The sequence below is a fragment of the Nocardia sp. NPDC102475 genome, assembly GCF_055584605.1.
Window position 1 is genome coordinate 221,300 of record NZ_JBVJLS010000004.1, and the last position, 18,373, is coordinate 239,672.

Here is an 18,373-nt window from a genome sequence, read left to right on the forward strand (position 1 = left end):
GTCATCGCCGCCGCGTCCGCGGCCGTGTTGGTGTTCTCGACCAGCCGCTATGACTACTTCGGCGATGAGCTCTACTTTCTGGCGGCGGGTCGGCGGCCGTCGTTCGGCTATGCCGATCAAGGTCCGGTATTGCCGATGCTGGCGCGGTTGATGGACACGATCGCACCCGGAAACTTCTTCGTGCTGCGGCTGCCCGTTATCGCGCTGACCGTCCTCGGCATCCTGCTGTGCGCGGCGATCGCGCGCGAACTCGGCGGCGGAGCAGCGGCCCAGGTGCTGGCCGCCCTCGGCTACGCAACCTCACCGTTTCTGCTGCTCCAAGGCAAAATGCTGACCACCAATGCGGTCGACACCGTGCTCTGGGTGATCATCACCTGGCTGGTGGTGCGCTGGGTGCGGACTCGCCGCGACCGCCTGCTGCTGTGCGCTGCATTGGTGACCGCGGTCGATATGCAGGTGAAATGGCTGATTCCGTTCTTCTGGATCGGCGTCGCGGTGAGTTCGCTGATCTTCGGGCCGCGCGAGCTGGTCCGGCGGCCGCTGCTGTGGCTCGGCGGGCTCATCGTGGTCGCGGCGACCGCGCCGTCACTGATCTGGCAGGCGCGCCACGATTGGCCGCAGCTGTCGATGGGCGAGGTGATCAGCGGTGAACAGGGCATACTCGGCGGCCGGGTGCTGTTCGTACCGCTCGCGGTGCTGCTGGCGGGGTATCTGGGAGCGGTGCTGTTGGTCTATGGCGTATGGGCACTGCTGCGCGATGCCTCGCTGCGGCCGTACCGGTTCCTCGGCGTGACTCTGCTGATACTCGTCGCCGTGTTCCTGGTGATCGGTGGCCGGATCTACTACGTCGCCGGAATGTTCGGGGCGGTGCTCGCGGCGGGTGCGGTCGGTCTCGTCGAACTCGCGGATCGGCTGAATCCCGCACCGAGACGCTTGGTCTCGGTGGCGGGTGTGATGCTTGCCGCCGTGGCCACGGGCTATGTGCTGTGGTCGACGCCATGGCGCGATGCCGCGCACGTCGAGCCACCCGCCGATGACGCCGAGGCCGCCATCAATATCGGTGTGTACGGCGAATTCGGTTGGCCCGAACTGACTTCCGCCGTCCGGCAGGCCTATGAATCGCTCAGCGCGGCCGAACGCGCCGACGCCGTCATCGTGACCGACACCTACTGGCAGGCCAGCGCCCTCGACCAATTCGACCGCGATCGCCTTCCACCGATCTACAGCCCGAGCCGCGGTTTCGGCTACTTCGGCTGGCCACCCGACAATGCCTCGGCTGTCATTGCCGTCGGCGTGAACGATGCCTTTCTACACTGGGATTTCGACCACGTCGAACCGGTTGCCAAGGTGGACAGCCGAATCGGCTATCCGGGCAACACCCAGAACGTCACCGTGTGGAAATGCATCGGCCTGCGCCACCCGTGGTCGCAGGTGTGGCCGACCTGGATGCACCTGTAGGTACGCTGCGACCATGACATCTGGGCAAACCGAGATCTGGCACAACCCGCGGTGCAGCAAGAGCCGCAATGCCACCGCACACCTGGACGAGGCGGGCGTGGAATACACGGTCCGGCGCTACCTCGACGATCCGCCTACGGCGGCGGAATTGCGGACCGTGCTGAAGCGGCTGGGCGCCGAGCCGTGGGATATCACCCGCATCGGTGAGCAGATCGCCAAGGATCTGGGCCTATCCGGCTGGGGACGCACCGCCGCGGACCGGGACCGCTGGATCGAGGCGCTGGCGGCGAATCCGCAGCTGATCCAGCGGCCGATCGTGCTCACACCCGACGGTGGCGCGGTCGTCGCGCGCGATGAGCAGACCTTGGAATCGCTGGACCCTTCGTAGCCGAAATAGCCGGTAGGGTCGGCATTTATGAAGGTACAACTGCGTCATAGTCCGGCCTCCGCGGTCGCGCGGTGCTTCCTGGCCGGTGGCGAGCCGATGCGGGTCGAGAGCGGCGCCATGGTCGCGCATTCGGCGGGAGTTTCGTTGCAGGCCAAGGCCGAAGGCGGCATTCTCGCCGGGCTGAAGCGTTCGGTGCTGGCGGGCGAATCATTTTTCGTCTCGACCTTCACCGCACCGCCGCAGGGCGGCTGGGTGGATGTGGCGCCCGCGCTGCCCGGCGACATGCTGAACCTGCAGATCACCCCCGATCGGCCGTTCTTCATCAGCCGCGGCGGTTGGATCGCGAACTCGCACGGCGTGCAGGTCGAGGGCAAATGGGGCGGTTTCGCGAATCTGTTCGGCGGCGAGGGCGGCTTCGGTCTGCGCGCGCACGGCGAGGGTGAGGTGGTCGTCGGTGTATTCGGCGCGATCGATGTGATCGATCTGCAGCCGGGCGAGCCGATCACCATCGATACCGGCCATGTGGTGGCCTATGACCTGGCCATGAACTTCACCATCCGGCGCGCGGTATCCGGGCGTTCCATCCAGTCGCTGAAGTCGGGCGAGGGCTTCGTCTTCGACTTCACCGGCCCTGGCCGAGTGCTGCTGCAGACCCGCAATCCGGGCGCCTTCGCGGCGTGGGCGGGGTCGGTGGCGTCCTCGGGTTAGTCACCGGTTTTCACGACCCTCTTACCTGCTGGACACCTAGCTCATGCAGAATGCAACTTTCATATCGGGTCCAGCAAGGGAATATACATGGAGCTCCTCGAAGTCGTCGCGAACCTCTTCACCCAGGTCATGGGTGCTATGAGCGGTAGCGCCGCCTGACAGAACGCAGGCTCATCGGCCCATCAGGTCCTCGACCTGGTGGGCCGATGGCGTTTCAAGCCAGCAACTGGTCGGTGAGGATGCGGGTATCAGGAACGAACGGCCAGGCCGGGTCGGCCAGATGTGCGCGCAGTTCGGCATCGGTCCACCACCAGCCATCCATGATTTCCTCGGGCTGGTGCCGGATGGGCCCGTCGTAGCGCAACTCGTAGGCGAACAGATGGCAGCGCATCGGCGCCCCCTGCCAGATGCCGTCCCAGGACGCGCCGGCCCGCAGGGGGAGCGGTGGCGCATCGGCGGGCACGACGATGCCGAGTTCCTCGGCGAGTTCACGGACCGCGGTCTGCGCCGGTGTCTCGCCGGGATCGACGACACCACCGGCCAGGCAGTCGTGCATACCGGCGAAGACCATCTTGGTATCGGTGCGGCGGTGCACATAGACGCGTTCGCCGTCGCCGGAGCGAACGAGCACACCCGCACTGGCATGCCAGATGCCGTCGCGATAGACGGTGGCCCGGTCGGCCGCGCCGATTTCGCGGCCCGCGGTGTCATAGACCGCGATCATCTCCGACTGAGGGTGCACGAACACCGATCGAGAGTAACCTGATCTCCGCACGCCGCTCTGAGAGAGGACCGCCCCAGATGGTGCTTCCGCGCACACTGGCGAAAATGAACCGGCACCTGACGAACCCGATCCTCGGCCGGTTGGCCGGGAAAGTGCCCCCGATGAGCATGGTCGTCCACAAGGGACGAAAATCCGGGCGGGCCTATAGAACTCCGGTGTGGGCGTTCGAAAACGACGGCGTATACCGTATCGCGCTCACCTACGGCCGCGATGTCGACTGGGTCAAAAACATCACGGCCGCAGGCGGTTTCGAGCTCGAGGCCAGGGGTACCGTCGTGCTGCTCATCGATCCGGTGGTTGTGCACGATGCGTCGGCAGCGTGGGCGCCCCTCGGCGTTCGGCAGGCTCTGAAGGTGATGTCGGCGACGGACTACCTGCAGGCGCGTCCGGCGTAGCACTCCAGCTATCTGACGCTGAAACCCTTGTCCGAGTGGACAGGGGGTTTCAATTCACGCGCGCTCGCGCGGGTCGAACACCACCTGCGTGCCTGCATTGCCGCGTTGTGATGGCGCGCAGCGCTCTCATGCTCGGCGTTCCTTGTAGCGAGGGCAATTCGGGATGATCGGGTTGTGACGCGTCGGCTTGCGTGTGGTCAGGCCTCGCGTCATCGGTGACTCGGGTTTCACGTTCGGGTGCACGGACGCATGGAGTGTTATGCGGCGTTGCGATGTGGACGTTCGAGTGTGTTCCGCGCGCGTTCCAGTACCTGTCGCGGTTCGAAGTGGTCGGCCTGCCAAGAGTCGGTGCCGATGCCCACCTTGCCGCGCCAGGCCCGCACGATCTTGGCGTGCACCGGCCATCGCACAAATCGGCGCATGTCCTCTTCCGATTCCCACACTGTGATTGATCCGCCGCGCTGCGCTGTGGGCCTGCCCCACAGCCACAGGCCCACAGCGCCCTGCATGACCGGCCAGGTGTTCCCCAGCTCGAGCCCGATCTCGTAGATGCTGCGGACTTCCTCCTCGGACCGGGCCAGGAAGTCGGTCACACTGACGAACACACGCCCGGAAACATCCTGGCGCGGACCGGGTTTCCACGGCATGAGGACGATGCCGTCCGCGAAAGGCTGTTCGGGAATCTCAATAGTACGCATGTGCATATAGTAAGCATGCGCGTACGATTATGGGAAGACTGCGGTTCGAACTCGGCTGATCCGCTCGGAATAGTGGAGTCGAGGCAGCGGTCGATCCGTATGCGGGACGCCGGTTCGGTCGGCCCGGGGCTGATGATCGTCCTGGCGGGTCCGATTCGGTGACCGGTTCCAATCGGGCGGGCCGGAAGATGAGCGAAAGCCGTTGCAGTGCAACGGCTTTCGTGTCGAACTGGGTTCGGAAGGGGCGCGACCGCTACGCGCTGACCCCGCCTGGGATCGACTCGTGCCCGTGATTCCGTGTTCATGGGCACCGCGGATGTCGCTCCGGTGGCGGCTGCGCACCTGATCGTGGTGTGCGCGGAGATCGTGTTGCCCCTCGCCGAATCGGTCGAGAAGCGCCTTGGGCTTTCCGGCGTGCAGGCGCTTCCCGGCGTTTCGTGGTGGTGGGTCAGAGATCCATGAGATCAGCTGCGAGACTGGATAATTCGTTCTTGTAGGTCGCGGCGAGTCCGACCAGTGAGTGGGCTTGAGCCTCCTGCGCTTTGACCATGGTTTCGAGAACCGTCACCCTTCGTCGAAGTTTCGCGATGATCCTCGCCTGATCGCTGATGATCGCTGCATGATCGCTGATTCTCGCCGCTGCACCCTCACCGGCGGATGCCGGTTTCTCGGTGGCCAGGACGACTGAACTCGAATAGGTCACCAGGTCCTCTGCGCCGACCGCCACTAATCCCACTTCCTGTTCGGACTCGACGCCTGTCTCGTCGTCGGTCGCTATCGCATCTTCGGCTACGTCACTCTCGGTGGGACTGCCCTCGTCCTCACCTTCTTGCTCGACCTCACCAGCGGTTTCGCCCTCGGCCACCTCTTCACGTTCCGCGACCTCTGCCTCGGTCACGGGTTCGGTCTCTGCCGTGGGTTCGGCTTCTGCCATGGGTTCGGTCTCAGTCGCGGGTTCAGCCTCAGCAACCGGTTCGGTCTCCGGCTCTGCTGCCTCTGCAACCGCGGGTACTTCCTCGGCTGTCGGGGGTATTTCGGCGGTCACGTCCACTGCGGGGGACTGGGCCGCGCTCTCTTCTTCAGCTACCTCGATGTCACCGATCTCGGTCACTGTCTCGTCCTCGGTTGGCGCGTCGCTTTCGGCGGCGGTCACCTCGGCGGTGGCTTCGGTTTCGACGTCGTCCTCATCGTCAGCTGCTGCGTATTCCTCGTCTGCTTCTGCGCCCGCCGCCGCAGATTCCGCTTCGGGTTCGGTCTCGGTCGCGGGTTCAGCCTCAGCAACCGGTTCGGTCTGCGGCTCTGCTGCCTCCGTAACCGCGGGTACTTCCTCGGCTGTCGCGAGTATTTCGGCGGTCACGTCCACTGCGGGGGACTGGGCCGCGCTCTCTTCTTCAGCTACCTCGATGTCACCGATCTCGGTCACTGTCTCGTCCTCGGTTGGCGCGTCGCTTTCGGCGGCGGTCACCTCGGCGGTGGCTTCGGTTTCGACGTCGTCCTCATCGTCAGCTGCTGCGTATTCCTCGTCTGCTTCTGCGCCCGCCGCCGCAGATTCCGCTTCGGGTTCGGTCGCAGCTGGTGCCTCACCCTCGGTTACTACCTGCCCCTGTTCAACCGCTTCGAAGACCCCTGTAGCTGCGGCAATGGGCGGCTCCGCCGCAGCTGCCTCGGCCGCCGGCTCTGTCACGTCGGACGCTTCCGCCTCGGGAGCGATGGCCGCATGTTCTGCGTCCGCTGCTTCGCCCACAACTGCTTCAGCTTCGAGCAGCTCTTCATCGTGTGCAGGGGCCTCGCTTTCAGTGGCCACCTCCGCCGCAGCGACCTGCTCCACTTCGGCCTCCGCGTCCTCCGCAACGGCCGGTTCCGCCTCGGCGACTACCGCATCGCCGTCTTCTGCGGCGACGCCCACCTCGGCCGGAGTTTCGGTCGTGACGTCCGCACCGCCTTCAGCTACCTCGCCGGGGGCACTGACCATCTCCTCGTCGGCCACCGGCACTCCGCCTTCGCCGGTGTTCTCCGTGATCTCGGCTTCGGCTTCGGCTTCGGCCTCGACCGCCGGTTCGGCTTCCGGCACTTCACCTTCGGCGACTGCTTCGGCCTCAGTCGCAGCAACGGCAGCGGTCTCCGCGACCGACTCCGCACCTTCGGCCGATCCTTCGGCTTCAGCGTCAGGTTGGGCCTCGCCAGCTTCACTCTCGGCAGCGACTTCGTCTTCGGCGTCCACCCCCGCCGTTTCCTCAGCCGCATCCGCGGCCTCGACCCCGTCGGCCTCGACTTGCGGCACTTCATTTTCGCCTGCTGTTTCGGCCTCGGCCTCGGCGGCAACAGCATCGGCTTCCGCGACCGGCGCCGCAGTTTCAACCTCAGCGTCAGGTTGAGCCTCGGCGGTGGCTGCGCCTTCGGGCGCGGTCGCCTCCGTTTCCTCGACCGAGTCGGAAACCTCGACTCCACCCTCGCCTGTCGACTCGGGTTGCGGCACTTCATCTTCGGCTGTAAGCGAGTCTTCGGCGGCTGCCTCACCCTCGACCGCCGCAGTTTCGGTGACCGCCTCACCCTCAGCAACCGGATCGCTCTCGGCGGAGGATTCACTGGCGTCGGGTGCCTCAGCTACGGGTTCTGCCGCAGCGTCGGCGACGGTCTCACTCTCCGTCAGTTCACTCTCAGCAAATACGGATTCAGCCCGCGGCGCTTCGGCACCCTCGGTCGCAACTGCGGGCCACTCGGCCGCCGAATCGTGCTCAGCCACCGGTACCGAAATCTCCTCGGCTGCTTCAGCTTCAGCAACCGTCGCTTCGCTCTCAGCCGCCGCTTCGCTCTCACCGAGCGCGGTTTCGCCCACTGCGTCCGGCGCTTCGACCTCGGCCGCAGTGGCCGTTTCCGGCTCGGTCACCGCCACCTCGCCGTCGGTAGCTGTCGTCTCCTCCTCGGCGTCATCGGTGGTCCGCGCCCGGTCGTCGGTCGTTGTCATAATTGTCTGCCCTTTCGAACACTGCGATAGTTCCCCGGCTCGAGCCTCGGGGGCCTACAGCGTCGCACGGCATCGAGGTTGCTGCCTCCGAATCCGGCGGTGCTGGTACGCAATTCAGCAGAAGTACACAGTCGACACCAATCTGTGACCCGAAATGCCGGTGACGTCGCGCTGGCTTGTTCCGAGCGGCCGCACCTCGTCACGCGACCACACGCGCGCGACTCATGCAAACCAATGATGCTGGAATGTTGCTGCGGCAGGGCAAAACTCGGTCGGCGCGAACTGGCCGCACCCGATCATGGTCAACCCTGCAAGCCGCAAGGTCGCGCTCATGACTGAATGATCCGAGCGATGGCTCTGCTGCTCGCCGACCGCACCGACGTTACGGATTGTCGATGTCGACCGTTCTCTCCATGAATGCGGTCCGCTGGCCGACACGAAATCCTGACTTCGCATGCAGCAGAACCTGCGCTGCCCCATTAGAGGTCGGACTCCGGAAATGTATTGGGGGAACTCATGTTCACAGGACGCACACTGTGGCCGTCTGATCAGCCGATCGCCGCGCCCGCGTTGACGGTATACAACAACAAGTTGGTACTGGTGTGGGCGACACAGAGCGGCACCATGTATGTAGCGTCGCGTGGTCGAACAATGGCGTCGACTATCAGGATCGACGCGAATATCTACATGCTCTTCGATATCGACAACCTGAACGAGGGGCAAGCGCAGCGGTGGAAATTCGTCGATACCAGCCCGTGGCCGCCCGCGGTCGCGACCATCAACGGGGTACCGAGGCGGCAGCGGATAGCCGCTCGTCCGTTCGGCGCCTCAGCCGTTGCCGTAGATGCGATCCGGGACGACGAGAACGACTGCGCGGCGCTCGGCAGCCATGACCCGGTCGTATTCGTCCCAGTCGTCGTGGGTGCCACCTGCCGCAGTGAAAACCTCCCGCAGCAACTGCCGCAGCCGTTCGGCGTCGATGTCCGGCATCGGGTCGTCGGGACCCGCGATCCACACCGATCCCTCAACGGTCGCCCACGCCCACCCGACACGGACGACAACCGCCATCCGCGCCCGAACACGGAGGTTGTCCAATTTGCGCGTACCACCGCGGATCACCATGCCCACCACGGGCTCACCGGTCTGCGGGTGCGCCAACACTCCTGCGTTGACGAGCGAGGACTGAACAGTGCCATCGGCCCGCGAGGTCGAGACGACGCAAAGGCCATGATCGCCGGCGATCAGCCGAGCAAAGTCCGCGATATCGGTCACGGCCGAAGTCTACGGAGCGCGGGCGGAAATGCGGGCGTGCCGATGCAAATCCGTGCAACCTCGAACACACGGCCTGGCACAGCCGATCCGGTGGACGAGTTCGCCGCGTCGCGCGGTGATCATCGCCGGACGTGGCGAAGTCGGAATTACGCGAGGACACTGAAGGCGTAGCGCCGAAGTCGACTCCAGGAGCAATGTGATGGCACCCGACAGGCCTTTTGGGTTCGATCCGGAAGAATTCGAGCGCGCGTTGCGGGAGGTGGGGGTCGAGTTCCGTGACCTGCTCGGAAAGGCCGGCGAATACATCGATCGCACGAGCGGGAGTACCCTGGCGTCGCTGCTGGGCCAGTTTGTTCAGCCGGAGCGCACGCGGCCACCGAAGCCGGAGGGCGAGACCACCGGCGAGACCGGCAGTGGAGTGTGGGTCATCTACAGCATCGATGACGCCGGCGAGGCCAGGGTCGAGCAGGTTTTTCCGAGCGAGCTCGAGGCCTTGCGTGCGCATCGCGACAATACCCACGAACGCCGTCGCGTGCGGTTCCTGCCCTACGGTGTCCCCACAACCGCGCTGGGCACCCAGGTGCCTAACTCAGATTGACGGCAGCGCAATAGGCGAGCAGGCCCACGTACATCGCTGGCGGATATAGCCGTATCAGGACCGTAAGTCGGCAGGCTCGCACGGGCGTTGCCCCAGCGGGGAACTCAGGCCTCGGCGCATGACTGGATGAGGACCTCGGAAGCGGCTGCCGGAGGAGGCTGCTCACGTTCATGGAATTCTGCGGACCGGTCGGCCAGGACTCGATCGCGGGCCGGACGCGGTCAACCCGCAGGCGGCCGGCGCGCGAGGGGCGCGCGTCCCGCCACGACGTGTTGCGTTTCGAACTCTCCTGGAAATTTTCCGGGCCGTCCGGCGAGTTATCCGAACGGCACGAAACCCGGTGTTCATGGAAGCCCCGCACGCACCGCGCGGAGGGCTATCTCGTTGGCAGGCAAAAGGAATCATCACAGTTCACCCAGCCGTGGCTACTCGACACGGCGAATGGACGGTTTGATTCCGGCAAATTCACTGCAATAGCGCGTACACGCCGATGTGTAGCGTAGCGGCACAAAAGAAGTCCCGGCCCCGAGAGGCGACTCGGACGAAGCGGTGGTCTACCGAGACCGAATCAGGCGGCGGGCTTGGGCTGGGTCAGGTCCCTGACGCCGGTGATCGCATTGATGATGTTGAGGATGGCAGTGGTGCCGTGGTCGACAGCGGAGCTGCCGGAGTCGAACAGGGCGGAACCGGAGGACGAGCCGGCCGAACCCGAGGATGAGCCGCCGTCGGCCGAACCCGAGGAGCCGGTGCCGGCGGAGCCGGTGGCGGCCGAGGGGGCGGAGGGGGCGGCGGAGGCCATCGCGACCGGGCCGAAGAACAGGGCGGCGGCGGAGACAGTGGTGGCGGCGACCAGGACCTTGCGAGAGAACATCTACGGAGCTTCCTTTCACAGATGGATAACGACGCCATCACGGCGCGCACCACAAATGTTATGAAGAAGAAATCTGCAAATCCACTTCTCTCATTGTGTTAATAATCACCGTTAATAGCGGGCTAACGATAAATAATACCGACGTAACACAATTTGATCTTCATATCGGATGTCAATTCCATGATCAAATTAGGTTGATTAATTCAAGGGTGCCGCGTAATGGCGTGCGGCGGACCCGATCTCGCAGCGGACCTTCGATCCCGGCATTGCGCGACCTAGAACCGACGACGCGCTCGGGGGGCCGCCGCCATGAGGGCGATCCGGCGTTACCGGGCGAGGTGTCGCGCCGCGCGCCGATACGAAACACGCGGAAACCGATGTCGTCTCTCCCCTGCTGTGCTATGGGACTGCCGCCGGCGCTGAACTGCTCTGGTGTGTCGGCACGGTGGTCAGCGCTGGTTCTGCCGCGAGCTGCCGGACAGGGTGCGTCGGAATGCTTGCAGGTCATCCTCGAGTTTTCGGTGCAGCCAATAGTTGCCGATGAAGCCGAAGACGCCTGCGATGGCGAGCCAGCGGATCGAATCGGTGACCAGGGCGACCTCGTCCGGTTTCAGGAACATCAGACCGTGGATGACGCCGATCAATGGAATAGATGCGGCGACTGCGAGGTAGCGGGTGCTGCGGCGGCTGAGGGCGCGGAGGTTGTCGTGGTCCTCGGGTGTGGTGCCGTATGGGAGAAGGCGGGGGTAGATGGCACGGACGACGAACAGGGTGACGAGAAAGAACGGGTAGGCGACGGCGATGGCACCGCAGACGAACAGTGAGGCGGACAAGTGCACCACCTGGCCGAGGGGCAGGTCGGTGTCGCTGAGCAGTGCCAGCGCGGTCACGATCGCGCTCGGATTCACCTGCCAGTGGTTCGTCGTCGAAGGGCCGACGGCCGGTCAGCAGTTCCCACAGCATGACGCCGAGCGCGTAGATATCGCTGCGCAGATCCAGATCTTCGGCGGTGGTCGGCAGCTCCGGATGGCAGGCGGCGAGTTGTTCGGGGGACATGTAGGCCAGCGACCCGCCGAAGTACGCCATCGGATTGGTTCCGGCCACGTGGTTGCTGAAGCTGACATTGAAGTCGGCGAGCTTCGGAATGCCTTCCGCGGTCAGCAGCACATTGGCGGGTTTGATATCGCGATGCAACACCCCGCTGCGCGCGGCATAGTCGAGCGCTTCGGCGAGCCGGCTGCCGAGCCACGCCACCGTCTCCGGCCACGAGTATCCGGCGATATCGCCGCGGATACCGGTCTCACTCGGGACGATGCCGCCCCGGTCCGCCGCAATCCGGGCGCATCCGGCAGATACTCCGCGAGGTCCGGCGGCGCACCGGTCTTATCCCAGGTGTCGGCGAACTGCCTGACAACCGATGCCAGCAAGGTGCGAGTTCGGTGGACAGCATCCGACTCATTCGTCGTCGGTGCCAACTCCGCTCCGATCCTCCGATCCTCCCAGAAGGCATCTCCAAGAAGCAGTCTGTCATGGCGGTGAGGCCCCGACCAGGGATTTCCTGCCGTGACAGAGTGTGCGGGGTCCGGACAGCCGGGGGGACGCCGGGCGGTATGTCACAGTTCGGTCGCCCGGGGTCGGGTCAGACCGGGCAGTGTGGGCAGCATTGCCAGGGCCACTCGGAGGTTGAGAGTGTCGATATCGACGCTGCGACCGAGGAGTTCCTCGGCCTGGCGAACTCGGTAGCTGACCGTGTTCGGATGGATCGAGAGGCGACCGGCGGCACGGTTTCGGCTGCGGTTCTCGCCCAGATAGGCCGACAGCGTCATCGCTATGCGGCGGGTGGTGTCGTCGTTGTCGGCCAACGACCCCAGCACGCCCGTGACGAACGCCAGCGCGAGTTCGGGATCGGCGGTACCGAGTGCGGCGACGGCCACGCTGCGATAGTGCGTGAGCGTGTCTGCACGCGGCCCGATCAGCGACGCAACTCGCCGTGCGTGGATGGCCTCGATGTGAGTTCGGCGGAAGCCGTCCAGTCCGCGGGCCCGCTCGCCGACCGCCACCCGGACGCCGCGCGGAAGGTCCAGCGGCAGGTCGGCGCGCTGTCCGGCCTCGATGTCGTCGGCGGTGAAGGCATGTCCCCGGCTGAGCCATGCCGCGACCGCGAGCGAGCCCAAGGGGTGGATCGGGGTGGTCTCGGCCGTGATCGATTGGGCGAGCGCTGTCAGGGCGGCGCTGAGCGGTGACTACGCGTCACCGTCCTCGGGCGCCGATTCGGCCCAGGCGATGGCTCCGACATGAGGAACTGCTCGATCGCGGTGTCAGTGGGAGTGTCAGGTGTGTGTCAGGTCGGTGTCAGCCAGCCCGGCGACAGTGTTCACATCGAACAAGACGACCGGCACCGACACGGTTTCAGTCGGCGCCACAACCGATTTCGAGGAGTACACGACATGTCGATCACCATCTCCCTGACCGACCAGGACAAGAGCACCGTGCGGACCGCCGCCTACGGCGCGGTGTCGCTGATGGCCGCCTCCGGTGCGCCGCACAAGGGCATCACGCAGGCCTCGATCGCCCTGACCTCGGCGACCGGGCTGGTCGGACACGTGCTCGCCGCCAAGTCCAAAGACATCCACCTGCAAGGTAAGTCCGTCGCCGAACTCGCCGACCAGGTGCTGCCGAGCCTGACCGCAGCCGTGAGCCTGCTCGGCAAACAACATCCGGACGAGGCCGACAACTTCCGCAGCACGGTCCTGGTCGCCGTCGAAGCCGCCGCCGGGCCCCGTAAGGGCGAGTCCAGCCCTGCCGCGGCCGCGATGGCCCGCAAGATCACTGCGGCCCTCGACGCGGCCTGACGGATGTGGGGCGCAGTACAACTGGTAGCCGACCGGGCAAGACGATCAGTTGCGGCGTCCCTTTGACGATGCGCATAGTGGAAAAGCCGAAATCCCTTGCACTGCAAGGGATTTCGGCTATCAGAGGTGTCCGGAGACGGACTTGACCATTACGCACAGGTTCTTCGGCTGCAGCAATTACTGATCGTCGAGTGATGTCGGTCTGGTACCGGACAAGGTCCCGTCCCTGGAATCGGATCTCGCCTCGGAGCGTCGACCGTTCCTCACTGGTTTACGACGCTCTTGGCGCCCACCATGCCCACCAGGCTGAGGATCGGGAGCCCGATCACCAAATGTTCGACCGCTGTGGAGATACCCACCCAGAGGTGGCTCGACAGTGCGAGTGGAATGATCACCGCCGCGGCGGTGAGGATTCCCACGATCCAGTTGAAGAACAATTCCGGTGACGGAGTGCCCAGGCGCAGCAGATACCAGAGCACCCCGGCCAGCAGCGTGCAGATGAAGGCCACCGCCGCGAACCAGTACGCGTCCTGGGACATCGGGTTCCACACCCCGAAACTGCCGCTCTCGGTCACCCGGGTGGCGATGATCTCGATAATCCAGGCGCACAGCCAGCCCGCGAGCGCGGTCACCACCGCCGCCGCGAACACGCCACCAACGAACATACCGATGTTGACGTCCGGTCCCTGCGGTGGTCGAGACTGCCGGTCCGGATAATCGGACTGCTGATACGTGCCGTATCCCTGGTCTGGGCTGTATCCGTGATCCTGGCTATACGCGGGGTCACGGTAGTTCCCCGGCTGATAACCCGCTTCGTAATGTGCGGTGTGCTGGTCGCGCGGATCCCTGGGGTTCAACCGCCGATCACCTCCGTCGAGAGCATTCATGTGCGTCGAGTGTAGGGTGGCCGCGAACAGGCTGCTGCCCGCTTGTCCATTCCGGCGCTCCGTATGCGTAAATGACCGAGTCGGAAAACCAACGGGTGCTTGCTGGTTCGTCATGTCGCAAGTGCCTGATCTTGGGCTGATGGCCGTCCCAGGGCCCGAGCGTCTGGATCGGAGCCCTCCTGCCCGGAGCCTCGCGCGGGAAGAAATGCGTGCATCGCACTCGCGATCAACCCGAAGGCCGCTTGGGGATCGGCCTGGGCAACACCATTGCCCAGGCCGGAAGCAAGGGAATTCGATTCGCCGAAACGGCCGTTCGCCTCCGCGGTCCCTTTCAAATGTGGTCGGACTGCGCCTGAGGTCGCCCCACGCTGAAAGCCCTTGTCGACGTGGACAAGGGCTTCAGCTCACGCGCGCTCGCGCGGGTCGAGCACTACCTGTGTGCCCGGCGTGGTCGCGACCTGCAGGGTGCGCAGTCGTAGCAGTGTCGGGGTGTTCCTCGAGCAGTCGCGCGGTATTGGCCAGTGACCGTAGTGCGGCCGCTTCCGCCCGCGCTCGTTCGAGCTCGGCCCGGCCGCGTTCCCTGGCTAGCACGGTTTCCAGTGCGGCCTTGCGGAGTTCGCCGGGCAGCATCAGGTCACGAGCGCTGAGTGCCTCGACGCGCATGCCGAGTCCTGTTACAGCCATGGTGATTTCGGCGATGTCCCCGACGAGCAGCGTGCGGTCGGTGACGAGTTCGTCGAGGGAATGGCTGGCCACGGCCCGGCGGGCGGCATCCTGCACCGCCGCGTACAGCACGCTTTCCGGGTACTGCGCACCGGTGGTGAACGCCTCCGGATCGGTGACCTGCCAGTTCAGTGCGTAACTGACCCGCAGTGAGAGTCCGTCGCGGGTGAGCAGTTCCTGGCCGCTGACATTCAGCAGCCGGGGCCGCATGTCGACGACGATCAGCGTGCAGCGCTTGGCGTCGTAGCGGTGGCGTCCTGGCTCGAGTACTCGCCCGAGTGTGCCGTCGCGGTACAGCAGCGTTCGCTGCCACTCCATGACCGTCGTGTACATGTTTCACTCCTTCCGTGCCGTGTGTCGTTGGCTGCCTGGTTGTTTCGGATGTCACCCGGTTCCGGTCACGGGTTCGCGGCGGGGGCGTACCGCGGCCGTAGCCGCGGAGCCCGCAGAGCCGTTTGCCGTATCCGACCGGAACCGGGTGGCATCGCAGTGGGAATCGAACCCATCCAGGCTTGGAGCCCTTCGCCAGGTGCGAGACCGAGCCCGACACGGGGAACGCGGGTGCGGAGATTCCGCTGCGCCCCTTGACTCGACCTGGAACAACCATAGGGTTCGCGACAGGGGTGCGCGAATGATTTATCACCGCTTCGGTTTCACACCGGGTTTGGGGGCGGCATTCGCCCGGGCCACGGCGACTCGCTTTGCCACGGCGGCTGTTTCGGCATCGAGGCGGCGGTAGACGAAATGCTGTTGTGCGAGCGTCCAGGCATTGTTCGTGACGAAGTACAGCAGGATCGCCACCGGCAGCAATGCGCCGCCGAGAATCGCGGCCGCCGGGAAGACCCATAGGCTGAGCGTGCGCATGAAGGGCAACTGTGTCGCGCCGGTCTGCCGATCCATTGACGCACGCGCGGTGAAATGCGTTGCGACAGCGGCGATCAGCATGAGTGGAAGGGCCACGAGCGCCACGGTCGACAGCAGTTCGCCCGCGCCGGCGAGTGTTGCCGACAGCGGTGCCCCGAACAGTTCGGCATGCAGGAAGGACTGCACATCACTCGGGCCGAAGAGATAATTCGCGGTCGCGGCGTTCTGTTCGGGCGTCATTGCCGCGGTGCGTCCGAACGGTAGGTAATCGAAGGTCCCGGTGCGATCGAACGAACGCAGCACATGGAATAGACCGACGAACACGAAGACCTGGGCGATCATCGGAATCAGGCTCGCGAAGAGATTGACGCCGTTGTCCTTGTACAACTGCTGGATTTCGGTATTCCTGCGGACCGGATCGTCTTTGTATTTCTGCTGAATGGCTTTGACGCGTGGTTGCAGCCGCTGCATAGCTGCCTGAGTGCGCGCTTGTTTCAGGAATGGCAGGAATAGCGCGGCGCGGAGGGTGATGACGAGAAATATCACCGCGAGTACCCACGCGAGTCCGCTGAGGGGGCCCAGGACGGCGGCGAAGGCGGTGTGCCACAACCAGAGAATGGCGGACACCGGGTAGTAGATGAAGTCGAGCATGAGAGCACCTGACTGTGGGAACGTGCGTATGCGCACGTCATGGGAATGGTCGGCCGAATCGCCTGGGGACCAGGCGGCGAGTGATCGCTAAGCGGTGACCGAACCAGGTGCTCGCGGCCGCGGACGTCCGGCGGTGTCCGGATTGCTCTGACGCAGGAAGGAACCCCGGCGGCGACGCTGCGCCGAGGGCGGCGGACCCGAGTGGGCCAGCGCCATCGGGACACGTCGAGTGCTCTGCAGGGCGAGCAGCGTCAAGGTCAGCGACGCGGCGATGACACCGAAGACGGCCAGTGCCGCCGGTTCATTCGACGGCGCCGCGGCCAGGGCGAGTGCGGGTACGACGAGTGCGAAGACCGCAAACGCCATGAGGTGTACCCGCGAGAACATGCCAAGAGCTTACCGACTACATTGCACAGCCGCCGTCCGGTGTGAACGGATAGACGAACTGGTCGACATAGCCGGTCGGGTAGTCGGGTTTGGCCGCCATACCGAGATCGTCGATGCCGAAGCGTCGTGCCGGATCGTAGGAGTAGGTGCGGAACAGGTGATCCCAGATCAGAGTGAACAGGCCGAAGTTGACGTCGCCGATACCGGCGAATTTCAAATGATGGAAGCGATGGCCCTCGTTCAACGCCAGCAGATATTTGGCGGGTCCGATCCGGTAGTCGGCATTGGAGTGTTGCACCAGCAGCTGGATGGCGACCGAGAGAGCAAGTGCGGCCGCGACATTCGATGGCAAGCCGATCAGGATGAGCGGGGCGACACCAGCGGCCATCTCCACGGTCTGATGCAGCGGATGTTTCATCAAACCATTGAGGCCGTAGAAGCGTTTGACACTGTGGTGCACTGCGTGGAAGCGCCACAGAAGTCCGATTCTGTGACTGGCCAGATGCACCGTGGTGATACCGAGATCAGCGACCAGGATGGCAAGCAGAACTTGGCACAGGAACGGCCACGAGTTCGGCCAGCTGTCCGGAGCGGGTGCGATGGCCGCCAGCAGCGGAATCGCCGCGACGCTGAGCAGGATGAGCATTTCGTTGACGAAGGCATGGATGCGATCGCGCACGGTGTCATCGAGATCGTGGTTCCAGTCGGCCTCGTACGGAATCAGCCGCTCCACCAGAAACGAGGCGACGATCGCGACGGCCAGCATGAGCAGTAACCAAAACTTCGGCGCGCCGGCGGAACTCAGCGCAATACCGGCGCCGTTGAGTCCGATCAGCATGAAGGGCACATAGCCGTAGCGCGCGAGACGCTGTGCGGGCGTGCGGGTAATGGTGGTCATAGGGGCAAGCCTGGTCGGCCATGCCCGGAATGACTTGAACGATTCGGCTGGACCTAGGGGGCGTCGCCGAGATCCCAATCGACGCCTCGGTTGAGGGCCGAGGGCGGTAGTCCGAAGGTGCGGCGGCAGGTGCGGGTCAGGTGGGAGCTGTCGGCGAAACCGGCGGCGTGGGCGGCGGCGGTGAGATCGTCGCCGGAGCGGACGCGGGTGATCGCCACATGTAGTCGGAGCCAGAGAATATAGGGGCGCAATGGAATTCCGACCTGTTCGGTGAACAGATGAGTGAGTCGGGTCGCGGAAATGCCGACCCGGCGCGCGACATCCGCGCCGCGGATAGGACCGTCGCCGACGATGGAAGGCAGCAGCCGCAGTACCTCGGTCACCGCCTCGTGGCGCACGTCCTCGATGCTGTGCGAATTGTCGCGTTCGAGATCATCGACGACCTCGGCGACCAGTTCGGCGAGTGTTTCCCGCTCCGGATCGACGGGCAGGGAATGTTCACAGTCGGCCCACCCGTAGGTGTGGGCTCTCCGGTCGGCGGCCGCGCCCGCGACGGAGTCCGGATCGAGATAGATCGCGGTGCCGCGCTCGGCCCCGGTGGCGATGCGGTGCGGTGCGTCGGCGGGCACGATGACATGGGTGCCGCGATGCCGAATGCCGCTCGCATCAACCACGACCACCGGAGTACATGCGGCGACCACTTGGACGGCGTGATGGGCGTGCAATGCGGTGGGGCCGATGCTGCCGCCGAAGGCGAGCACGCCCGCGCGCAGCAATGCAGTACCCTCCCAACGCAATTCACCGGGCGACCCGGAGACATAGTGCACGGATCGGGGCGAGGTGGATGCCCCGTCGGTAACCAGAGCCTTCATCATCGGATGCTCCCGGGTGACTGCGAATCCCGAATCGGATCCCTCACGGAGACTATCCGGCCGCACGGCCGCTGTCAGGGTAACGGCGACGCGATCGAGGAA

The 18,373-nt window shown here is 65.0% G+C and carries 19 protein-coding genes and 1 pseudogene; 7 read left to right on the forward strand and 13 right to left on the reverse strand.

Annotated features, from left to right (window positions below; genetic code table 11):
• Positions 1-30: 30 nt before the first annotated feature.
• Genes ACZ60G_RS09215 through ACZ60G_RS09225 form a run of 3 tightly spaced genes read left to right on the forward strand, consistent with a single transcriptional unit; the run spans position 31 to position 2,554 of the window.
• Complete coding sequence (locus ACZ60G_RS09215) at positions 31-1,458, forward strand: glycosyltransferase family 39 protein (RefSeq protein ID WP_465808722.1); 1,428 nt, start codon at positions 31-33, stop codon at positions 1,456-1,458.
• 13 nt (positions 1,459-1,471) lie between these two features.
• Positions 1,472-1,846 (forward strand): arsenate reductase family protein, encoded by a 375-nt coding sequence (locus ACZ60G_RS09220; protein ID WP_465808723.1) that lies wholly within the window; start codon positions 1,472-1,474, stop codon positions 1,844-1,846.
• A gap of 27 nt (positions 1,847-1,873) precedes the next feature.
• Positions 1,874-2,554 (forward strand): TIGR00266 family protein, encoded by a 681-nt coding sequence (locus ACZ60G_RS09225; protein WP_063037160.1) that lies wholly within the window; start codon positions 1,874-1,876, stop codon positions 2,552-2,554.
• A 214-nt stretch (positions 2,555-2,768) separates the two neighbouring features.
• Here ACZ60G_RS09225 and ACZ60G_RS09230 read toward each other — a convergent pair whose 3' ends face one another.
• Entirely contained in the window at positions 2,769-3,278 is a 510-nt protein-coding gene (locus ACZ60G_RS09230) for an NUDIX hydrolase (RefSeq protein WP_465809158.1), read from the reverse strand.
• Positions 3,279-3,355: 77 nt separating this feature from the next.
• Here ACZ60G_RS09230 and ACZ60G_RS09235 point away from each other — a divergent pair, with 77 nt between their 5' ends.
• Positions 3,356-3,733, forward strand: a complete 378-nt coding sequence (locus ACZ60G_RS09235; protein ID WP_465808725.1) for a nitroreductase family deazaflavin-dependent oxidoreductase — start codon at positions 3,356-3,358, stop codon at positions 3,731-3,733.
• 257 nt (positions 3,734-3,990) lie between these two features.
• Here ACZ60G_RS09235 and ACZ60G_RS09240 read toward each other — a convergent pair whose 3' ends face one another.
• Complete coding sequence (locus tag ACZ60G_RS09240) at positions 3,991-4,431, reverse strand: hypothetical protein (RefSeq protein WP_465808726.1); 441 nt, start codon at positions 4,429-4,431, stop codon at positions 3,991-3,993.
• Positions 4,432-4,734: 303 nt separating this feature from the next.
• Here ACZ60G_RS09240 and ACZ60G_RS09245 point away from each other — a divergent pair, with 303 nt between their 5' ends.
• The gene (locus ACZ60G_RS09245; RefSeq protein WP_465808727.1) at positions 4,735-4,893 is read left to right on the forward strand and encodes a hypothetical protein; all 159 of its coding nucleotides are present in this window, start codon (positions 4,735-4,737) and stop codon (positions 4,891-4,893) included.
• Here ACZ60G_RS09245 and ACZ60G_RS09250 read toward each other — a convergent pair.
• Together ACZ60G_RS09250 and ACZ60G_RS09255 are read right to left on the reverse strand one after the other, a co-directional pair.
• The gene (locus tag ACZ60G_RS09250; RefSeq protein ID WP_465808729.1) at positions 4,880-7,396 is read right to left on the reverse strand and encodes a midas domain-containing protein; all 2,517 of its coding nucleotides are present in this window, start codon (positions 7,394-7,396) and stop codon (positions 4,880-4,882) included. The genes ACZ60G_RS09245 and ACZ60G_RS09250 overlap by 14 nt on opposite strands.
• An 828-nt stretch (positions 7,397-8,224) precedes the next feature.
• Positions 8,225-8,668: a pyridoxamine 5'-phosphate oxidase family protein gene (locus ACZ60G_RS09255; RefSeq protein WP_465808730.1), complete on the reverse strand. Its 444-nt coding sequence runs from the start codon at positions 8,666-8,668 to the stop codon at positions 8,225-8,227.
• 199 nt (positions 8,669-8,867) lie between these two features.
• Here ACZ60G_RS09255 and ACZ60G_RS09260 point away from each other — a divergent pair, with 199 nt between their 5' ends.
• Complete coding sequence (locus ACZ60G_RS09260; protein WP_465809160.1) at positions 8,868-9,266, forward strand: hypothetical protein; 399 nt, start codon at positions 8,868-8,870, stop codon at positions 9,264-9,266.
• Between the two features lie 568 nt (positions 9,267-9,834).
• Here ACZ60G_RS09260 and ACZ60G_RS09265 read toward each other — a convergent pair.
• From ACZ60G_RS09265 to ACZ60G_RS09275, 3 genes and pseudogenes are all read right to left on the reverse strand, one after another.
• Positions 9,835-10,137 (reverse strand): hypothetical protein, encoded by a 303-nt coding sequence (locus ACZ60G_RS09265; protein WP_465808732.1) that lies wholly within the window; start codon positions 10,135-10,137, stop codon positions 9,835-9,837.
• A gap of 449 nt (positions 10,138-10,586) precedes the next feature.
• Positions 10,587-11,451: pseudogene (locus tag ACZ60G_RS09270) on the reverse strand (protein kinase domain-containing protein); the annotation flags it as partial.
• A gap of 299 nt (positions 11,452-11,750) precedes the next feature.
• Entirely contained in the window at positions 11,751-12,311 is a 561-nt protein-coding gene (locus ACZ60G_RS09275; RefSeq protein WP_465808734.1) for a PucR family transcriptional regulator, read from the reverse strand.
• A 273-nt stretch (positions 12,312-12,584) separates the two neighbouring features.
• Here ACZ60G_RS09275 and ACZ60G_RS09280 point away from each other — a divergent pair, with 273 nt between their 5' ends.
• Positions 12,585-12,989 carry a hypothetical protein gene (locus ACZ60G_RS09280; RefSeq protein ID WP_465808736.1) on the forward strand — a complete coding sequence of 135 codons (405 nt, stop codon included), beginning with the start codon at positions 12,585-12,587 and terminating at the stop codon, positions 12,987-12,989.
• A 263-nt stretch (positions 12,990-13,252) separates the two neighbouring features.
• Here the strand turns inward: ACZ60G_RS09280 and ACZ60G_RS09285 are convergent, their stop codons facing one another.
• The 6 genes from ACZ60G_RS09285 to ACZ60G_RS09310 form a co-directional block, all read right to left on the reverse strand.
• Positions 13,253-13,876: a hypothetical protein gene (locus ACZ60G_RS09285; RefSeq protein WP_465808738.1), complete on the reverse strand. Its 624-nt coding sequence runs from the start codon at positions 13,874-13,876 to the stop codon at positions 13,253-13,255.
• Positions 13,877-14,275: 399 nt separating this feature from the next.
• Positions 14,276-14,932, reverse strand: a complete 657-nt coding sequence (locus ACZ60G_RS09290) for a slipin family protein (RefSeq protein ID WP_465808740.1) — start codon at positions 14,930-14,932, stop codon at positions 14,276-14,278.
• A 306-nt stretch (positions 14,933-15,238) separates the two neighbouring features.
• Complete coding sequence (gene yidC, locus ACZ60G_RS09295) at positions 15,239-16,114, reverse strand: membrane protein insertase YidC (RefSeq protein ID WP_465808742.1); 876 nt, start codon at positions 16,112-16,114, stop codon at positions 15,239-15,241.
• Between the two features lie 87 nt (positions 16,115-16,201).
• Positions 16,202-16,501 (reverse strand): DUF6412 domain-containing protein, encoded by a 300-nt coding sequence (locus ACZ60G_RS09300; RefSeq protein ID WP_465808743.1) that lies wholly within the window; start codon positions 16,499-16,501, stop codon positions 16,202-16,204.
• Positions 16,502-16,517: 16 nt separating this feature from the next.
• Positions 16,518-17,399 (reverse strand): sterol desaturase family protein, encoded by an 882-nt coding sequence (locus ACZ60G_RS09305; RefSeq protein WP_465808745.1) that lies wholly within the window; start codon positions 17,397-17,399, stop codon positions 16,518-16,520.
• A gap of 53 nt (positions 17,400-17,452) precedes the next feature.
• Positions 17,453-18,274 (reverse strand): AraC family transcriptional regulator, encoded by an 822-nt coding sequence (locus tag ACZ60G_RS09310; RefSeq protein WP_465808747.1) that lies wholly within the window; start codon positions 18,272-18,274, stop codon positions 17,453-17,455.
• Between the last annotated feature and the right edge of the window lie 99 nt (positions 18,275-18,373).